We start from the raw sequence: 15,250 nt of genomic DNA on the forward strand, positions 1-15,250 counted from the left end.
TCGTGGACAGGAGAGGCATGGCTGCGGTTTAATGCCGTCATCCTGACCGACGCCAGTGCTTATGGACCTCAAGACCCTTGCCGCCCACCTGAAACTGTCGCAAACCACCGTCAGCCGCGCGCTGAATGGTTATGCCGACGTCAGCGCCGCTACGCGTGCGCGGGTAGTACAAGCGGCAGCCGAACTGGGCTACGAGCCGAATCCCGTGGCGCGCAATCTGGCGCTGGGGCGGGCCAACGCGGTGGGCATCGTCTACCCCATCGAGGTGGACGATGTCGCCGATCCGCGTTTTCTGGAAGTGGTATCTGGCATCACCGAGGCGCTCAGCGAGTCCAATGTCGATCTGTTTCTAGTCTCGGCCACACATCATGGCGAGCTGGAAACGTATTCGCGTCTGATCCAGAGTCGCCGCGTCGATGGCTTTGTACTGGCACGCACGCTGGTGGATGATCCACGCATCGATTTCCTGCAACAAAGCGGTGTGCCATTTCTGGGCTATGGCCGCACGGCACATTGCGAGGATTATCCCTGGTTCGATTTCGATAATGCCGAAGGGAGTGTGCTGGCCGTCGAACGTCTGGTATCGCTCGGTCATCGGCAGATTGCCTATATCCATGCTTCGCTGCATTACAACTTTGCCTATCAGCGCCATGAAGGATTTGTGCGTGGCATGCAGCAGGCAGGCGTGCCGCTGCGCAATGAGTGGATGATTCAGGCGGCGCTATCGCAATGCGCTGGCTACGAAGCAATGATCAAGCTACTGGAGCAGCCCGAACTGCCCACCGCCGTGTTCATCGACAACAATCTGGCTGGCGTCGGGGCAATTGGGGCACTGGTGGATCGCGGGCTGACCATCGGCAAAGATATCTCCATCATCGTCTACGATGGCGTACCGCCCGATTCGCTGCTCACCAAATCCGGCATGAAAGTTACATCGGTCATTCAGCCTACGCAGCAGCGCGCAGGCGACAGCATGGCCGCCCTCATCCACCGCGTCCTGCGCCGCGAAGAAGTCCCGATGACGGAATTACAGGTGTTGTGCCAGCCTGCGCTATTGCCGGGGGATTCGGATGGGGTGGTGGGTTAACGCACCCACACTGCCACCGTCCGCGCCGGCACAGTAAATTGCCCCGCTACAAACGATGCAGTTTTTACCACTGCATCCGCCCCGCTTACCTGAGCCGGGTGCAGTCGCCATGGCTGACGTTCGCTATTGGCCAGCACAAACGTCGCCGCATCCGCACGCGCATTAAACATCAGCAGCGCCTCGGCAAATGGTGAACCGGACAATCCGCGCCCATCAATCCGCATCACAATCACGCCCGGCTGCTGGTTCGGGCCGACATCCGGGAAACTGACCCGACGGGTAATGGCTGCAGCATCGGGCAGATGAAAGAGTGGCGAACTCGTGCGGATGCGCAGCAAGTCTTTGAATGTTTCGCGCGTCCAGCGGATGTCGGCGCCGCTGACCTGCAGCGCAGGATTCGCCAGTAACGGCTGCATCACCGGCCAGTTGCTGCCATTGTCTGCCTTGGGTGGCAGGCCTACCGCCCAGTTGTTGTGTTCGCCCCGCCAGTCGATCCGGTTGAACCAGTCGCCCGCATCAAAGGTATTGCGATCCAGCGATTTGGAGCGCAGCAGCTCGTCGCCTGCATGGAAAAACGGCACGCCCTGCGAGAATGCAACGGTGGCCAGCGCCACGATCTGCGCACGGGCGCGATCTGCGGTTGAGGTGTTCAGCGGCAGTTTGTACTGGTTGATGTCAAACAGCGTTTCGTTATCGTGAGCACTGACGTAAGTGATGGTTTCCCCTGGCTCACGGGCATAGGCCGCAGGTGCGTCGTGGTAGCGGAAAGCATCTCCCCGCATCACCTTGCCTGCCGCATCGCGCATCTGGAAGCCCGCCAGATTGCCAGCCAACCCTAGCCGGATGAGATCCTGCGCATGCAGGGCATCGGCCAACTGTTCGCCAGTACAGGGCACGCCATCGTGCGGCGTCGCACATTGTCCGTTGGCAAACCCCTGATGGCGGGCGATGTCCGCGCCATTGTCGTTATAGCCGCCGCCGCGCACAGCATCGCGCTGGCGGTCGGAAAACGATCCGATGCCAGTGCCTGCCAGATTTGCCTGTCGAGCCTGTACAAAGCGGCGATCATGTTCGACTTCGCCAAAATCCCAGCCCTCACCGTAGAGATAGAGGTCGCGCCCCGTCGAACGCCTGAGTTCGGCTTTGGCAGCTTGCATCGCGGCCAAGGGCTGATGCCCCATCAGGTCAAAACGGAAGCCATCTACGCCATAGTGCACTGCCCAGGCGCGCAGACTGTCGATCATCAGGCGCGCCATCATGGCGTGCTCAGTGGCGGTATTGGCGCAGCAGGTGGAGTCGGTTGTGCGTCCGTCTGCATCCAGCCGGTAGTAATAACCGGGGACAATGCGGTCGAGCGGCGTCCGGCCGTCTGACCCCGAATCGGCGGTGTGGTTGAACACCATATCGGTCACCACACGCAGACCGCTGCGATGCAGGTCGGCCACCATGGCGCGGAACTCGCGAATACGGGTCAGGCCATCCGCACTCGTAGCATACGAACCTTCTGGCGTGGCGTAATGCAACGGGTCGTAGCCCCAGTTGAAGCCATCACGATCATGCACGCGCATGACTTCAGCCTGCTGTTGCTCGCCATCGCCCGGCCAGTTTGGATCGATGCGGGGTGAGTCGATATGCGCTGGATCTTCGTTGACCGAGGAGAAATCTGCTGGCGGCAGCAAATGAATATGCGTCAGACCGGCCTGCGCAAGCGAGGTCAGATGGCGCATGCCATCGCTGTGCGTATTGCTAAAGGCGAGGTATTTACCGCGATGCGCTGCCGGCACGGACGCGTCCGAGATTGAAAAATCGCGGATATGCAGTTCGTACAGACTGATATCGGTGGGCTTAATAGAGGGCAGATAGCGGTTTGCAGTCCAGCGTACCGGCTGCGTGGCAGCCGAATTCAGATCAACGAACAAGCTACGTTCACTGTTTTGCGACAAGCCCGACGAGTAAGGATCAGTGGCTTCGCGAGTGATGAAGCTTCCGGCCTGAAAGGAATAGCCCGTTACCCGGTAGCGATAGTAAAGGCGATTGATCCAGCTGCGCGGCCCCGCTGTGCGCCATACGCCGGAAGCAGCATCGCGCTGCATGGCCTGCACGTGTTCGCCTTCGCCACGTGGCCCGGTATAGGTCACCAGTTCGACGGATTGTGCGGTGGGTGCCCAGACAGCCAGCTGCGCCCTACCCTTCACCAGCGCGGGGCCGAGCGTCACACGCTGTGCGGCCTGTGCATAGAGTGTATCCAGCACAGGCGCCAGCTGTACACCCGTTGTTTGCCGCCCAGCCGCAGCGTTCTGGACGAGTTGCACATGCTGGCGCAACCAGCCATCCAGCGTCGCGCGGTCTGTTTTGGCCAGTGTCAGCGGATGGGCTGCGGCCAGCCACGGGAAGCGCGCTGCGAGTGTTCTGGGTAATTCATGTGCGGATGCCGCCAATGGCACATCGGCGATTTGCTTGCCGCTGGCATCCCTGACCTGCAAAGCGACTGTTGCATCGACCGGGAGTCCCGGCCACACCAGCGTATCCGGCGTCAGCCAGATGGCCTGCGCGGCCTCAACCGGTGCCGGATTGGCCGCAAACGCAGGCAGCGCGACACACAGACTCACGCATATCGCGCCCCATTTGACGGCCATGATTTTCCTCTTTACTGGCGTTGCGCAAATACACCCGAGAGTGGCGCCAGCGAGACCAGTCTGCCCGCAATTGCGCCACCCGCCAGACCATGTCCATCAACAGGCTGATACTGCGCGCCATCGTCCGGCAGCATGAAGCTGGCAGGTTCGCTGCCCGGATTGAACGCACACAGCCAGGTGGTGTCGCCCAGAGTGCGGGTCAGTGCCAGCACAGGTTCGGGTGCATCCACAAAGGCAATCTCTCCCTTTAGCAGCACGGTTTGCTGCTTGCGCCACACCAAAAACTGCCTGAAGAAATTCAGTGTTGAAGCTGCATCCGATTCCTGCGTATTGGCCGCACGCGCCAGATGTTCGGGCGGCACCGGCAACCACGGTTGCACGCTTGAAAAGCCACCATGTGCCGCATCGGATTGCCACGGCATGGGTGTACGGCAACCATCGCGGCCTTTGTGTTCCGGCCAGAACGTGATGCCAACCGGGTCTTGCAGCAATTCGTAAGGAATCTCGGCTTCGGTCAGCGCTAACTCTTCACCCTGATACACGCACAGGCTACCGCGCAGGCTGGCCGACATCGCCAGCAAGACTTTGGCGTAATCCGGACGGGTTTCACCCTTGCCCCAGCGCGATAGCACGCGTGGCACATCATGATTGCCAATCGTCCAGCAGGCCCAGCCTGCGGCACCCTGCTGCTTGCTCTCTGCAGCCAGCGCGGCTTCCATTTCTTCTACCTGACGGCGGATATAGGCAGCCGAATGGTCCGGCCCCAGCAGGTTGAAGGAATACGCCATGTTTAGCTTGTCGCCACCGGAGGTGTACTGCGCCATCGTCTTCAATGCCTGATCGTCGCCGATCTCACCCAATGAAGCAGCGCCGTATTCATTCAGCAGTGCCCGCACGCGACGGAAGAAGTCGAGGTTTTCCGGCTGGGTTTTGTCGTACACATGCGCCTGGATTTCGTAGGGATTGGTCGCAGCTGCGCGGCGAGCCGGGTCAATGTCGGCCGCCGGATTACTACGCAATTGCTGATCATGAAAATGGAAATTACAGGCATCAAAGCGGAAACCATCCACACCGCGATCCAGCCAGAAGCGGATGCCATCCAGCATCGCCTGCTGTACCGCCGGTGCGTGGAAATTCAGATCGGGCTGCGAGGACAGGAAGTTGTGCAGATAGTATTGCTTGCGCCGCGATTCCCATTGCCAGGACGACCCGCCGAACACTGACAGCCAGTTGTTAGGCGGCGATCCGTCTGGCTGCGGGTCCACCCACACAAACCAGTCGGCCTTGGGATTATCACGGCTACTGCGGCTCTCGATAAACCACGGATGCAAGTCTGAACAATGGCTCAGTACCTGATCGATGATCACCTTGATCCCCAGGCGATGTGCCTCGGCCACCACCGCATCGAAGTCGGCCAAGGTGCCGAACAGCGGATCGACATCACAGTAATCCGACACATCGTAGCCAAAATCTCGCATCGGTGACTTGAAGAACGGCGAAATCCAGATCGCGTCCACACCCATGCTGGCAATGTAGGGCAAGCGCGACAGGATGCCGGGAAAATCACCCACGCCATCGCCATTGCTGTCCATATAGCTGCGTGGGTAGATCTGATAGATCACTGCGCCACGCCACCAGTCACTTGAGTCCTGCTTGTACATGCACATGTCCCTTCCAGTGATGCTCACAACCGATTGTTATACGATTATGACTATTAGCTGAGGATGCACTCTTTTAGTGCACGCCCTTGAATAAACCAGTGTTCAACCATTCAATCTGATGATTAATTTCATTCAGAATTCATTTAACCATATTCAACCAAAGCGCTTTGGATGGCATTCAAAGCGCTTTGGAAATCTTTCATTTCAAACCGAGACCAATTACTAGAAATTTAACTACATAAACCAACTCAAACAATGGACAGATCATTCAAATTCATCCATCGAGCAACACATCCACCTCCCAAACCGCTTTGAATGAGAAATGCTGTCAATCAGCCTGGAACCTAGCTTTCACGCAGTATAGCCAGCGCTATATTATGCGCAACACCAATCCACTTCAATACAACTTTCAATACCACACGTCCTACAGCATTCTCGACCACTTTATTCAAAGCGCTTTTGAATATCGATCCACTTCATTTAATCAAAATTAAATGTTGTAATTTACCTACTAAATGACAGTAAAATTGCACTGCAAGTGTGCATTAGCCAGTCAATCACCGTATATTTTGGTGCACAAGATGGCGTGATACCGGTGCAAGGATCTATTTAATCATCCTTTAAATGCACCTCAATCAGGCGATGCCGGAATCTATTTGGATGCCGCTCATTTGCCGGGTAGTGATACCAAGCCACGCAATTCAACAGCTCAATCGATCAGAGGATGGACAGCACCGGATCGATGGCAGTGACACCAAACGGGTACTGGGGTATTGAACAATGACAAACGAAGCTTCAAAGAACGGGACAGAGGTGACATCCATGATGCGCAACAAGATGGCTCGCAGCCTGATCGCTCAATCGGTTGTACTGGCACTGGCCGGTATGGGTGCAGTGTGGGCAGATGACGCGGCAAAGACTGACGACAGCTCCACTGCTGCCAAAAAGGCAAAAGCCGCCGACAAGGATGCTGCCAAGGTTGAGTCCATCAATATTGTGGGGATTCGCCGCGCGATTCAGGACAAGGTATCGACCAAGCAGAATTCCGACTCTATCGTTGAGGCGATTTCTGCAGAAGACATCGGCAAGCTGCCCGATATCTCTATCGCCGACTCGCTCGCCCGTATTCCCGGTGTGTCCGCCCAGCGCGTGGATGGCCGTGACCAGACCATCAACTTCCGCGGCATGTCCGGCGACTTTTCCGGCACCTTGCTGAATGGCCGCGAACAGGCCAGCTCCGGCGACAATCGCGCCGTCGAATTCGACCAGTATCCATCCGAAGTGATGAGCAAAGTGCTCGTTTACAAGACCCCCGATGGCGCGCTAATCGGTCAGGGCATCTCCGGTACAGTCGATCTGCAAACCGTTCGTCCGCTGGAATACGGTAAGCAAACCACTGCATTCAATGTACGCGGTCAACGCAACTCGCTGGGTTCGCTGAACCCGCAAGTATCGGCCAATGGCTACCGCGCCAGTGCCGTATACATCGATCAGTTTCTGGACAAGACCGTGGGTCTGTCACTGGCGTACGCTCACCTCGACAACACCTTCCAGGCACAGCGCTTCGAAGCCTGGGGTTATACCGACCTGCCGAACGCCAAGGGTACAACCGTACTGGGTGGCGGCAAGGCCTATGCCGACTCCGGCAAGGGCAAGCGCGATGGCGTCATGGGTACACTGGAATTCCGCCCGAACAGCGCACTCACCAGCGTGGTGGACGTGTACTACTCGCACTTCGATGAAGACATTTACCGCAATGGTATGGAAGGCGGCACAGTATGGGGGCCCGGTAAGCTGACCGGCACACCGACCGTCGTGAACGGATTTACCACCCAGAGCCAGTGGACAGGCGTGAAGCCCGTGCTGGTCAACCGTTTCGAGCCGCGTACCGATGAACTCAGCTCGATCGGCTGGAACACCAAGTATCGCGTAGATGGCTGGACACTGGTCGGCGACGTAAGCTACTCCAGCGCCCGCCGCAGTCAGAGCTTCCTGGAACTGTATGCCGGTCTGCCGACCCCGGATACCCTGAACCTGACCATGAACGGCCTGCAAAATCCGCCCTCGTTTGGCTACGTTGGCAACTATGCGGACACGACCAAAGTACAACTGGTGGATTCCGGTGGCTGGGGGCAGGATGGCTATCTGAAGAGCCCGAATAGCAAGGATTCGATCAAGGCAGCGCGCTTTGATGCCAAGCATCAGCTTGATCTCGGCCCGCTGACCGACGTCGATTTCGGTGTCAATCTGCAAACCCGCGAAAAGACCAAGAATACCGAAGAATGGCAGCTCTACCTGAAAAATGGTGCGCAGGCGATTCCGGGCAATATGCAATATGGCGCATCCAACCTGAGCTTCGCAGGTGTGCCGGGCATTGCCAGTTACGACGCCAGTACCGCACTGGGTGGCCTGTATAACTTCAAGCCCAACTACTACTACGACATCTGGGAAAAAGACTGGAAGGTCAAGGAAGACGTCAATACGCTGTTCGCCAAGTTCAAGATCGACACGATGCTGGGCGACCTGCCACTGCATGGAAATGTCGGTCTGCAACATGTGATGGTGAAGCAGCATTCGAACTCCACACTGGGCAACACCGGTCTGCCGGGCGGTCAGGACAAGAGCCCGGCCCCGATCGATGCAGGCGCCAGCTACAACGACACCCTGCCCAGCCTGAATCTGGTGCTGGATCTGCCGGAATCTATCAAGGCCCGCTTTGGCGCCGCACGTGAAATGGCCCGTCCGCGCATGGACCAGATGACCCCGGGTGGCCATTACAGTTTCGACAACAACACGCTGAAGTTCAGCGGTGGCGCGGGTAATCCGGAACTGCGCCCGTGGATTGCCGATGCAACCGATCTCTCGGTTGAAAAGTACTTCGGCCGCAAGGGCTATGTCGGTGTCGACATTTTCTACAAGAAGCTGAAGTCCTACATCTACAGCCAGACCGTGATGCATGACTTTACCGGCATCACCCCGCAAAACGGCATGACCCCGGCCACCTATATCGGCACATGGACCCAGCCGATGAATGGTCAGGGTGGTGTAGTGAAGGGGGCGGAATTTGCTGCATCCATCCCGCTGGATCTCTTCATGTCTGAACTGGAAGGCTTTGGCTTCGAAGCAAACTATACCCAGAACGACAGTACTATCGAAAGCAACGGCCCGGGCTCCAAGGAACCGCTGCCGGGTCTGTCGAAGTACACCAGTGGTCTGACCGCTTACTACGAAAAGAATGGCTTCTCGGTGCGCGTATCGGGCAACCACCGTTCCAGCTTCGTGGGTGAAGTCGCCACCTTCAACGCCAACCGCACCAATGTGTACGTGTCGCCGGAAACCATCGTCGACTTCCAGATGAGCTACGAGTTCAAGGATGGCACAGCCAAGGGTCTGACCCTGCTGCTGCAGGCCAACAACTTGGGCAACGAGCCGTACCGCGAGCAATCCGATACGCAGGGTACCCAGCTGAAGAAGTACGTGAAGTACGGCCGCACCATGATGTTCGGCGTGAACTACAAGTACTGATCTACTGCATTTCTTGTGTGTTGCAATGGGGCTTCCCCCATCCGGCTGCTGACCGGATGGGGGATTTTTTATGCATCAAACACATCGCAATCCACTTAATATATTTTATACTTATTCGATTTACATCATTCACTGCTCACCCTGATCATGGTTTGCATTGGCGTACGCACTACGTGCCAGACACACAAACACTTGAATAAATATAACGTATTTGTTAATTTGTGACGTATTCCATCGCATACTATTCAGAGTCAGTTCAGCGCGCCATCTTGAAGTATCCGCCGGACATATTGGCTCATTATTTGCGACTGACCGATATGCTGGAGGCGTTTGGTCCGCTCTTGCGTATGCCACACTCCAGGGCAATGGGAGATGGTCTGTTTGAACTTCGCCCGAAAGGCAGGTCGGGGATTGGCAGAGTCTTTTACTGCTTCCAGCTTGACCAGCAAATTGTCATCCTGCATAGCTTTTTCAAAAAGACAGAAGAGACACCCGGACACGAACTCCGAATGGCTCGCCAGCGAATGAAGGAGATGAAAGATGCTCACACACGCAGAACTTAAAGCACGCGCACTGTCTGATCCATCGGTACGTGCTGAATATGATGCGCTGGAAGATGAATATGCACTCGCCAGCATCCTGCTCAATGCACGCGAAGCAGCGGGTTTGACTCAAGCCGAGGTCGCCACGCGAATGCAAACCAAGGCACCCGCCATTGCACGGCTGGAAGCAGGCGGGAAGCATTCACCGTCCATTTCTACATTGCGCAGGTATGCGGCGGCAGTGGGCTGCACCTTGGAAATAAAGCTGACACCGAGACCTTAAATTAGTCAGTTGCTTACACTAACGCCCCCCGCCACAACTGCCCCAGCGCAATGGGCAGTTCGGTGCGGAAATCCGGGCGGATGGGGGCGAAAAAGGGATCGTCGATAAACGGGCAATGGCCAGCGGAATGATCCAGCGTCTGCCAGAGGCCGCGTGTCAGCGCATAGGTGCGCAGCAACAGTGATACGCCCTGCCCGTTCGGCAGATTCAGCGATTGATCAAGTACTGTACCCACGGCCACCAGTCCGTTGGTGAGGCTGGTTTTGAAGTCGCGCAGACTGGCTTCGTCTAGATTCTGTTCAAGCACGCTATAGGTCATGGCATCGAGACTCAGCATATCGGGGTGCGCATCAATGGCCGCGATAAAGTGCTCGACAAATACCCGTGCCGGATCGGTGTGATGCTGGCCTGCGAAGGCAGCGTGAATCTGCCCGAGCGTATCGGCAAAGGCCTCGCCCAGCAGCGCCATAAAGATGGCTTCCTTGGTACGGAAATACAGATACACGGTGCCCTTGGCCAGACCCGATGCGTCGGCAATCGTCGCTACGGTGGGCAACTGACGGCCCGATGCCAGATAGAGCTGTCGCGCAGTCGCCAGAATATGCGCCCGCCGGGTGGCCTTCTCTTCTGCATCCATTGCGCGCTGTTTCGGGCCACCGATGCGTACCATGCTGCTTATCCTGTGTAGTCGTTCTGACGGGGCGCGAGCATACGCATGCCCCGCCCCCTTGACCAGACCCTGCTTAATTTTTCATCAACATGCCGGCCACTTTGCCTTGCACCGGACGCGGCGTAAAACGATTGCCAAAGATGGTGAGTTTGTTGCCCACCCCCGGCACCACACTGGCGGTGCCTTTCAGCATGGCACGGATACCGATCTCTGCCACCTCGCGCGATTGCATCATCATCAGCCGCTGGTAAGGCGTGGCTTTCTGGCCTGACACCTCAAGGAAGCTGGTGGCCGAGATCCCCGGCGACAGCACACTCACCTTTACGCCCTTGGCTGCCAGTTCGACATTCAGCGCCTCGCCAAATAGCAGCACATAGGCCTTGCTGGCGGAATAAGCAGCGTAATACGGGGTGGCCTGATAGCCGCCGATACTGACCACCAGCAGCACATGCCCGCCCCCTCGCTTCACCATATCGGCGCTGAACACATGGGTCAGCTCTGTCAGCGTCAGCATATTGAGCTGCAGCATCTCCATGGTTTTGGCCAGCGGCTGAGCGACAAACTCGCCAAATACGCCGAAGCCCGCATTGTTGATCAGCACATCGACCGCAATGCCCTGCGCATCCAGCCGCGCCTTCAACTGCTCCGCGACACCCGCATGCGCGAGATCGATGCCTTCCACATGCACCTTGATCCCGTAACGCTCGCTGAGTTTTGCCGCCAGCTGCTGCATCGGCTCGACCCGGCGCGCAGCCAGTACCAGATTGGCACCACTTTCCGCCAGAATGGTGGCGAAGTCCACGCCAAACCCGCTCGATGCGCCAGTCACCAGTGCCCACTTGCCCTTCAATCCTGCGTAAGCCATCTCACCCTCATAACTGACCATTGGTCACTTAACAGTCGAAAAATAAATGACCGGAGGTCATTTGATGAGAGAAAGATAACTGACCATCAGTCAGTTAGTCAATGCAGATTAACCGATATCCGACGAAGGGGCAACTTAGTCGTCCATCCAACTCAATGCCGCAATTCGCCAATCCCCCTCAATATGCACAAGCTGAAAATGCTTGGTGCCTGAGCCACCGTAAGGATGGCCATCAAGGATGCCAGATTTTGTGTAGTAGGATCGGTGCATTGCTAGTCTTCCGTTCAGAATTGACGTACCAGCAGTTTCCCACTCATGGAAATGCTGCAATCGTCCACCATTGAGCAGCTCAACCCGAGGTGCCGCAAATGATTCGGGCGACATGATCAGGTGGGTCTCGCCCGTTTGCTGAACAATAACTGCATTGGGTAGGAAGAATGCAGTTATGTCGGCACAGGATAGTGTATGCGCTGCACGATTATCGAAAGCAGCAAAAAACCGCCGAATCTGCACCTGAATGTCAGCTGACATATGTCCCCCCTCGTTCGAATCGCTTCAGTTTAGCCGAGGCGCGTCACGCCGACTTTGCCCACGCCAACCGTGCAGCCAAGCCCACAAACAGCACACCCAGCCAACCTTCGGCGTGGCGCTGCATGCCTGCAAACGGCTTGGCCAGCGTGCGTGCAGCAGCTGCGAGGACAGCCAGCGCGATATTGAAGGCAAGAGCGAGACTGGAGAGCAGCGCGCCCCAGATGAGTAATTGTGTCGAAGCCGGCCCAGCATGTGCAGTCACAAATTGGGGTAGAAACATGCTGAAAAACAGCAGCGCCTTGGGATTGAGCAGATTATTGACGATGCCGGCCACCACCATCCTGCTCATGGAAATCCGAGGCTGGACTGTTTCTGTGGCAACTCCATTGACGGGCGTCGCCCAGGCGCGCACCATTTTCAAACCCATCCACGCAAGATAGAAGGCACCAGCCAGTCGCACGCCAAGTCCAACCAGCGGAAAGAGCTCCATCACACGGCCAAGTCCGAGTGCGACGAGGACGGTCTGAATCCCACCCGCCAGAAAGATACCGAATGCACAAGCCAACCCGTATGCGCGACCGCGATGCATGGACTGTCCGACGATCAGAAGCATATCGGGCCCCGGCACAATCATGAGCGCAAAAACGGCGGCCAGAAATAATGGCATCAGATGCAGATCGATCATATTTACCTTTCCCGCGAACGAGGAAAGGCCGGCAGTATAGCGATACCGTTCTAGCGCCCCAACCCCAAAAACGACCCAGCGGCGTGTTTGCAACATTGCATCAGAACTTAGCCCTAGCTGCCTATTGATCCACCCGCTCCAGTGCCGCTTGGAACTGCCGCTCCAGCTGGCGGGCGATGCGCTCCAGCGGTTCGATGCTGCGCTGTGCCCGGCAGATCACAATGCCGCCTTCTATCGCCGATACCGCCAGCGTCCCCAGCTCGAATGCTTCCTCGGACGGGACCCCTTTGGTCATCAGCGCGTGTTGCACGAATCGCACCCATGAGGCAAAGGCTTCTGCGGCCTTTTCGCGCGCGGGCTGATGCTCTTCACCCGCCCCTTCTTCGGCCGATACCGCCACCAGCGGGCAGCTGACGGTAAAGTCCTGTTTTACCAGCACATCGCGCCAGTAGCCCATAAAAAGCTGCAAACCTTCAATCGGCCCCTCCGCCTTGCGCAAAACCTGAAACACCTTGCCACTGGCAAACTCTACTGCCTCCGCCAGCAATTGTGCCTTACCACCCGGAAAGTAGTGATACGTGGACCCCAGCGGCGCATTCGCCAGTTTGGCGAGATCGCGAATGCTGGTCGCTACCATCCCGCGCCGTCTTAGCATATCTGCAGCGGTGGCCACCATACGCATGCGTGCATCAGGTTGAGTCGTGCTCATATTGCACCTCTTGCTATGACACTCGTCATAGTCTAGCATTAAGCGAAATTATAACACTCGTTATAAACGCTCTTTCGGAGGCCGCCGATGTCACCCGATGCAATTCAGCCCATTCCCCGCTCTCTGATCCTGCCGACTCAGGATGGGTTCCCAATCTCTGCCACGCTATATCCAGGCCAGCTCCCCCTCAAAGGGCATCTGGTTGTCGCGGGTGCCACGGGCGTGCCGCAGGGCTTTTATCGTCGCTTCGCCGAATATGCGAGTGCGCAGGGATTTGCGGTGCTCACCCTCGACTATCGCGGGATTGGCAAATCGGCGCCGGACAGCCTGCGCAGCTTCCGCATGCATCTGCTCGACTGGGCACGACAGGATCTGGCTGCGGCCGTCGAATACATGCGTGATCCACACATCCCGTTATTTCTGATGGGGCATTCACTTGGTGGTCACGCATTCGGGCTGCTGCCGAACCATCGTGCTGTCGACAAGTTTTTTGTATGCGGCGCCACATCGGGCTGGCATGGCTGGATGCCCAAGGCCGAAAGCATCCGTGTTCGACTCATGTGGCATGGCATCCTGCCGGTCTTGCATCAGTTGCTGGGCTATTCGCCCTGGAAGCTATTTGGCGCAGGCGAAGACCTGCCACTGGACGCCCTACGTCAGTGGCGCTACTGGGCGGGCTTTCCGCGCTACTTTTTCGATGATCCGGCCATGGCCGGCATTGAAGCGAATTTTGAGCGCGTCACCACGCCGATTGTCGCGGCTAATGCGCTGGATGATCTGTGGGCGCAGCCTGCCGCACGCGATGCATTCATGCAGGGCTATTGCAATGCACCCCTGACCCGACTAGATCTCAATCCGGCAGACTTTGGTGGCAGGCTCGGGCATATGGGCTACTTCCGGCCGCAGGCACGGGCGCTCTGGGATCAGGCATTCAATTGGTTCACTTCAGACACTCAGGCTCCAGCCCCACACATTCCATACAATCAACATCACTCGCATGATAGGCTTTTAGTCTAACCCATCGCGCCTCGCGTTTCATACGCATGCATGCGCGATGACAGAGAGGAGGAACGACAAGCCATGGCCGATTTCCAGCCTGCAGTGATCAAAACCATCGCCCGCGAAGGCGGCGACCGGTATACCGAAACGCCCGGCGACACGGGCGGTGGCACCAAGTACGGCATTTCCAAACGCGCCTATCCAGAACTGGATATCCGCAATCTGACACAAAACCAGGCCGAATCCATCTACAGGCGGGATTACTGGGATCTGATCAAGGGAGATCAGCTGACCGCGCAGGCGGTGGCCGAAAACCTGTTCGATACCGCCGTGAACATGGGGGTGAGCCGCGCCGTCAAACTCGCGCAGATGGTGCTCGGCATCAAGCCGGAAGATGGCAAACTGGGGCCGCATACACTGGATGCCATCAATGCAGCGGACCCCAACCGTTTTCTGGCCGACTTCACGCTGGCTAAAGTGGCCCGCTATGTCGCCATCTGCAACAAGGATCGTGGTCAGAGCAAATTCCTGCTGGGCTGGCTGAACCGCGCAATGGGAGGTGTAGCATGAGTTTCATTGGCGATTTACTGGGCAGCGGTGATCTGGTGAAATCGGTGGGCGATGTGGTCGACAAGTTCGTCACCACCGACAAGGAACGCCTTGAGCTACAGATCGAGCGCGACAAAGCCGATATGGATCAGACCTACCGGATGGCGCTACTCGACCAGCAATTAAATGTCGCGCAAACCGAGGTCAACAAGGTTGAAGCGGCGAATCCAAGCTTATTCGTCGCAGGCTGGCGTCCGGCCATTGGCTGGGTGTGCGCACTGGCGCTGTTCTACCAATTCCTCATCTATCCGGTATTGCTGTGGCTCTGGCCTGAACGCAAGCCTGGCGAACTGGATCTCAACAGCCTCTATCCGCTGATCTTCGGCATGCTGGGCATCGCCGGGATGCGTTCGTACGAAAAGCTGAAGGGCGTGGAGACGAAGGTGGTGGGTGGCAAACAGGTGGTGGTGCCGGAGGAGTGATGCAGATGCGCTTGCCGTAACCGACG

General features: G+C 57.2%; 14 protein-coding genes. 7 read left to right on the forward strand and 7 right to left on the reverse strand.

The genetic code is table 11. The features are described from left to right. Positions 1 to 61: 61 nt before the first annotated feature. Positions 62 to 1,087 (forward strand): substrate-binding domain-containing protein, encoded by a 1,026-nt coding sequence (locus KSF73_06165; protein ID MBV1775295.1) that lies wholly within the window; start codon positions 62 to 64, stop codon positions 1,085 to 1,087. On the opposite strand, the gene pulA is transcribed toward KSF73_06165, so the two are convergent. Beyond that, positions 1,084 to 3,723 (reverse strand): pullulanase-type alpha-1,6-glucosidase, encoded by a 2,640-nt coding sequence (pulA, locus tag KSF73_06170; GenBank protein ID MBV1775296.1) that lies wholly within the window; start codon positions 3,721 to 3,723, stop codon positions 1,084 to 1,086. The genes KSF73_06165 and pulA overlap by 4 nt on opposite strands. 11 nt (positions 3,724 to 3,734) lie before the next feature. Continuing rightward, positions 3,735 to 5,390: an alpha-glucosidase family protein gene (locus tag KSF73_06175; GenBank protein MBV1775297.1), complete on the reverse strand. Its 1,656-nt coding sequence runs from the start codon at positions 5,388 to 5,390 to the stop codon at positions 3,735 to 3,737. 816 nt (positions 5,391 to 6,206) lie between these two features. Here KSF73_06175 and KSF73_06180 point away from each other — a divergent pair. From KSF73_06180 to KSF73_06190, 3 genes are all read left to right on the forward strand, one after another. Beyond that, positions 6,207 to 8,909 carry a TonB-dependent receptor gene (locus KSF73_06180; protein ID MBV1775298.1) on the forward strand — a complete coding sequence of 901 codons (2,703 nt, stop codon included), beginning with the start codon at positions 6,207 to 6,209 and terminating at the stop codon, positions 8,907 to 8,909. A gap of 221 nt (positions 8,910 to 9,130) precedes the next feature. Next, entirely contained in the window at positions 9,131 to 9,472 is a 342-nt protein-coding gene (locus tag KSF73_06185) for a type II toxin-antitoxin system RelE/ParE family toxin (protein MBV1775299.1), read from the forward strand. Further along, positions 9,450 to 9,734: a helix-turn-helix domain-containing protein gene (locus tag KSF73_06190; protein MBV1775300.1), complete on the forward strand. Its 285-nt coding sequence runs from the start codon at positions 9,450 to 9,452 to the stop codon at positions 9,732 to 9,734. Before KSF73_06185 ends, KSF73_06190 begins: the two co-directional genes overlap by 23 nt. Before the next feature lie 13 nt (positions 9,735 to 9,747). On the opposite strand, the gene KSF73_06195 is transcribed toward KSF73_06190, so the two are convergent. From KSF73_06195 to KSF73_06215, 5 genes are all read right to left on the reverse strand, one after another. After that, complete coding sequence (locus tag KSF73_06195; GenBank protein ID MBV1775301.1) at positions 9,748 to 10,404, reverse strand: TetR/AcrR family transcriptional regulator; 657 nt, start codon at positions 10,402 to 10,404, stop codon at positions 9,748 to 9,750. A 73-nt stretch (positions 10,405 to 10,477) separates the two neighbouring features. Next, positions 10,478 to 11,269, reverse strand: a complete 792-nt coding sequence (locus KSF73_06200; protein ID MBV1775302.1) for an SDR family oxidoreductase — start codon at positions 11,267 to 11,269, stop codon at positions 10,478 to 10,480. Positions 11,270 to 11,404: 135 nt separating this feature from the next. Further along, positions 11,405 to 11,800 (reverse strand): hypothetical protein, encoded by a 396-nt coding sequence (locus KSF73_06205; protein ID MBV1775303.1) that lies wholly within the window; start codon positions 11,798 to 11,800, stop codon positions 11,405 to 11,407. A 43-nt stretch (positions 11,801 to 11,843) separates the two neighbouring features. Next, on the reverse strand, positions 11,844 to 12,485 hold the full coding sequence (locus tag KSF73_06210) for a LysE family translocator (protein ID MBV1775304.1): 642 nt from the start codon (positions 12,483 to 12,485) through the stop codon (positions 11,844 to 11,846). A gap of 121 nt (positions 12,486 to 12,606) precedes the next feature. Beyond that, positions 12,607 to 13,194: a TetR/AcrR family transcriptional regulator gene (locus KSF73_06215; GenBank protein MBV1775305.1), complete on the reverse strand. Its 588-nt coding sequence runs from the start codon at positions 13,192 to 13,194 to the stop codon at positions 12,607 to 12,609. A gap of 87 nt (positions 13,195 to 13,281) precedes the next feature. Between KSF73_06215 and KSF73_06220 the strand changes: the two genes are divergently transcribed. From KSF73_06220 to KSF73_06230, 3 genes are all read left to right on the forward strand, one after another. Further along, positions 13,282 to 14,211 carry an alpha/beta fold hydrolase gene (locus tag KSF73_06220; GenBank protein MBV1775306.1) on the forward strand — a complete coding sequence of 310 codons (930 nt, stop codon included), beginning with the start codon at positions 13,282 to 13,284 and terminating at the stop codon, positions 14,209 to 14,211. Positions 14,212 to 14,274: 63 nt separating this feature from the next. Continuing rightward, positions 14,275 to 14,763 (forward strand): hypothetical protein, encoded by a 489-nt coding sequence (locus KSF73_06225; GenBank protein MBV1775307.1) that lies wholly within the window; start codon positions 14,275 to 14,277, stop codon positions 14,761 to 14,763. Then, complete coding sequence (locus tag KSF73_06230) at positions 14,760 to 15,224, forward strand: holin family protein (protein MBV1775308.1); 465 nt, start codon at positions 14,760 to 14,762, stop codon at positions 15,222 to 15,224. Before KSF73_06225 ends, KSF73_06230 begins: the two co-directional genes overlap by 4 nt. The last annotated feature ends 26 nt before the right edge of the window (positions 15,225 to 15,250 follow it).

Source organism: Burkholderiaceae bacterium DAT-1, from assembly GCA_019084025.1.
GTDB lineage: Bacteria > Pseudomonadota > Gammaproteobacteria > Burkholderiales > Chitinimonadaceae > DAT-1.

Coding starts and splice junctions, on each gene's coding strand:
- KSF73_06205 (MBV1775303.1), bottom strand. CDS start 11,800: ATGTCAGCTGACATTCAGGTGCAGATTCGGCGGTTTTTTGCTGCTTTC.
- KSF73_06195 (MBV1775301.1), bottom strand. CDS start 10,404: ATGGTACGCATCGGTGGCCCGAAACAGCGCGCAATGGATGCAGAAGAG.
- KSF73_06220 (MBV1775306.1), top strand. CDS start 13,282: ATGTCACCCGATGCAATTCAGCCCATTCCCCGCTCTCTGATCCTGCCG.
- KSF73_06175 (MBV1775297.1), bottom strand. CDS start 5,390: ATGTGCATGTACAAGCAGGACTCAAGTGACTGGTGGCGTGGCGCAGTG.
- KSF73_06190 (MBV1775300.1), top strand. CDS start 9,450: ATGCTCACACACGCAGAACTTAAAGCACGCGCACTGTCTGATCCATCG.
- KSF73_06215 (MBV1775305.1), bottom strand. CDS start 13,194: ATGAGCACGACTCAACCTGATGCACGCATGCGTATGGTGGCCACCGCT.
- KSF73_06200 (MBV1775302.1), bottom strand. CDS start 11,269: ATGGCTTACGCAGGATTGAAGGGCAAGTGGGCACTGGTGACTGGCGCA.
- KSF73_06210 (MBV1775304.1), bottom strand. CDS start 12,485: ATGATCGATCTGCATCTGATGCCATTATTTCTGGCCGCCGTTTTTGCG.
- KSF73_06180 (MBV1775298.1), top strand. CDS start 6,207: ATGATGCGCAACAAGATGGCTCGCAGCCTGATCGCTCAATCGGTTGTA.
- KSF73_06225 (MBV1775307.1), top strand. CDS start 14,275: ATGGCCGATTTCCAGCCTGCAGTGATCAAAACCATCGCCCGCGAAGGC.
- KSF73_06230 (MBV1775308.1), top strand. CDS start 14,760: ATGAGTTTCATTGGCGATTTACTGGGCAGCGGTGATCTGGTGAAATCG.
- KSF73_06165 (MBV1775295.1), top strand. CDS start 62: ATGGACCTCAAGACCCTTGCCGCCCACCTGAAACTGTCGCAAACCACC.
- pulA (MBV1775296.1), bottom strand. CDS start 3,723: ATGGCCGTCAAATGGGGCGCGATATGCGTGAGTCTGTGTGTCGCGCTG.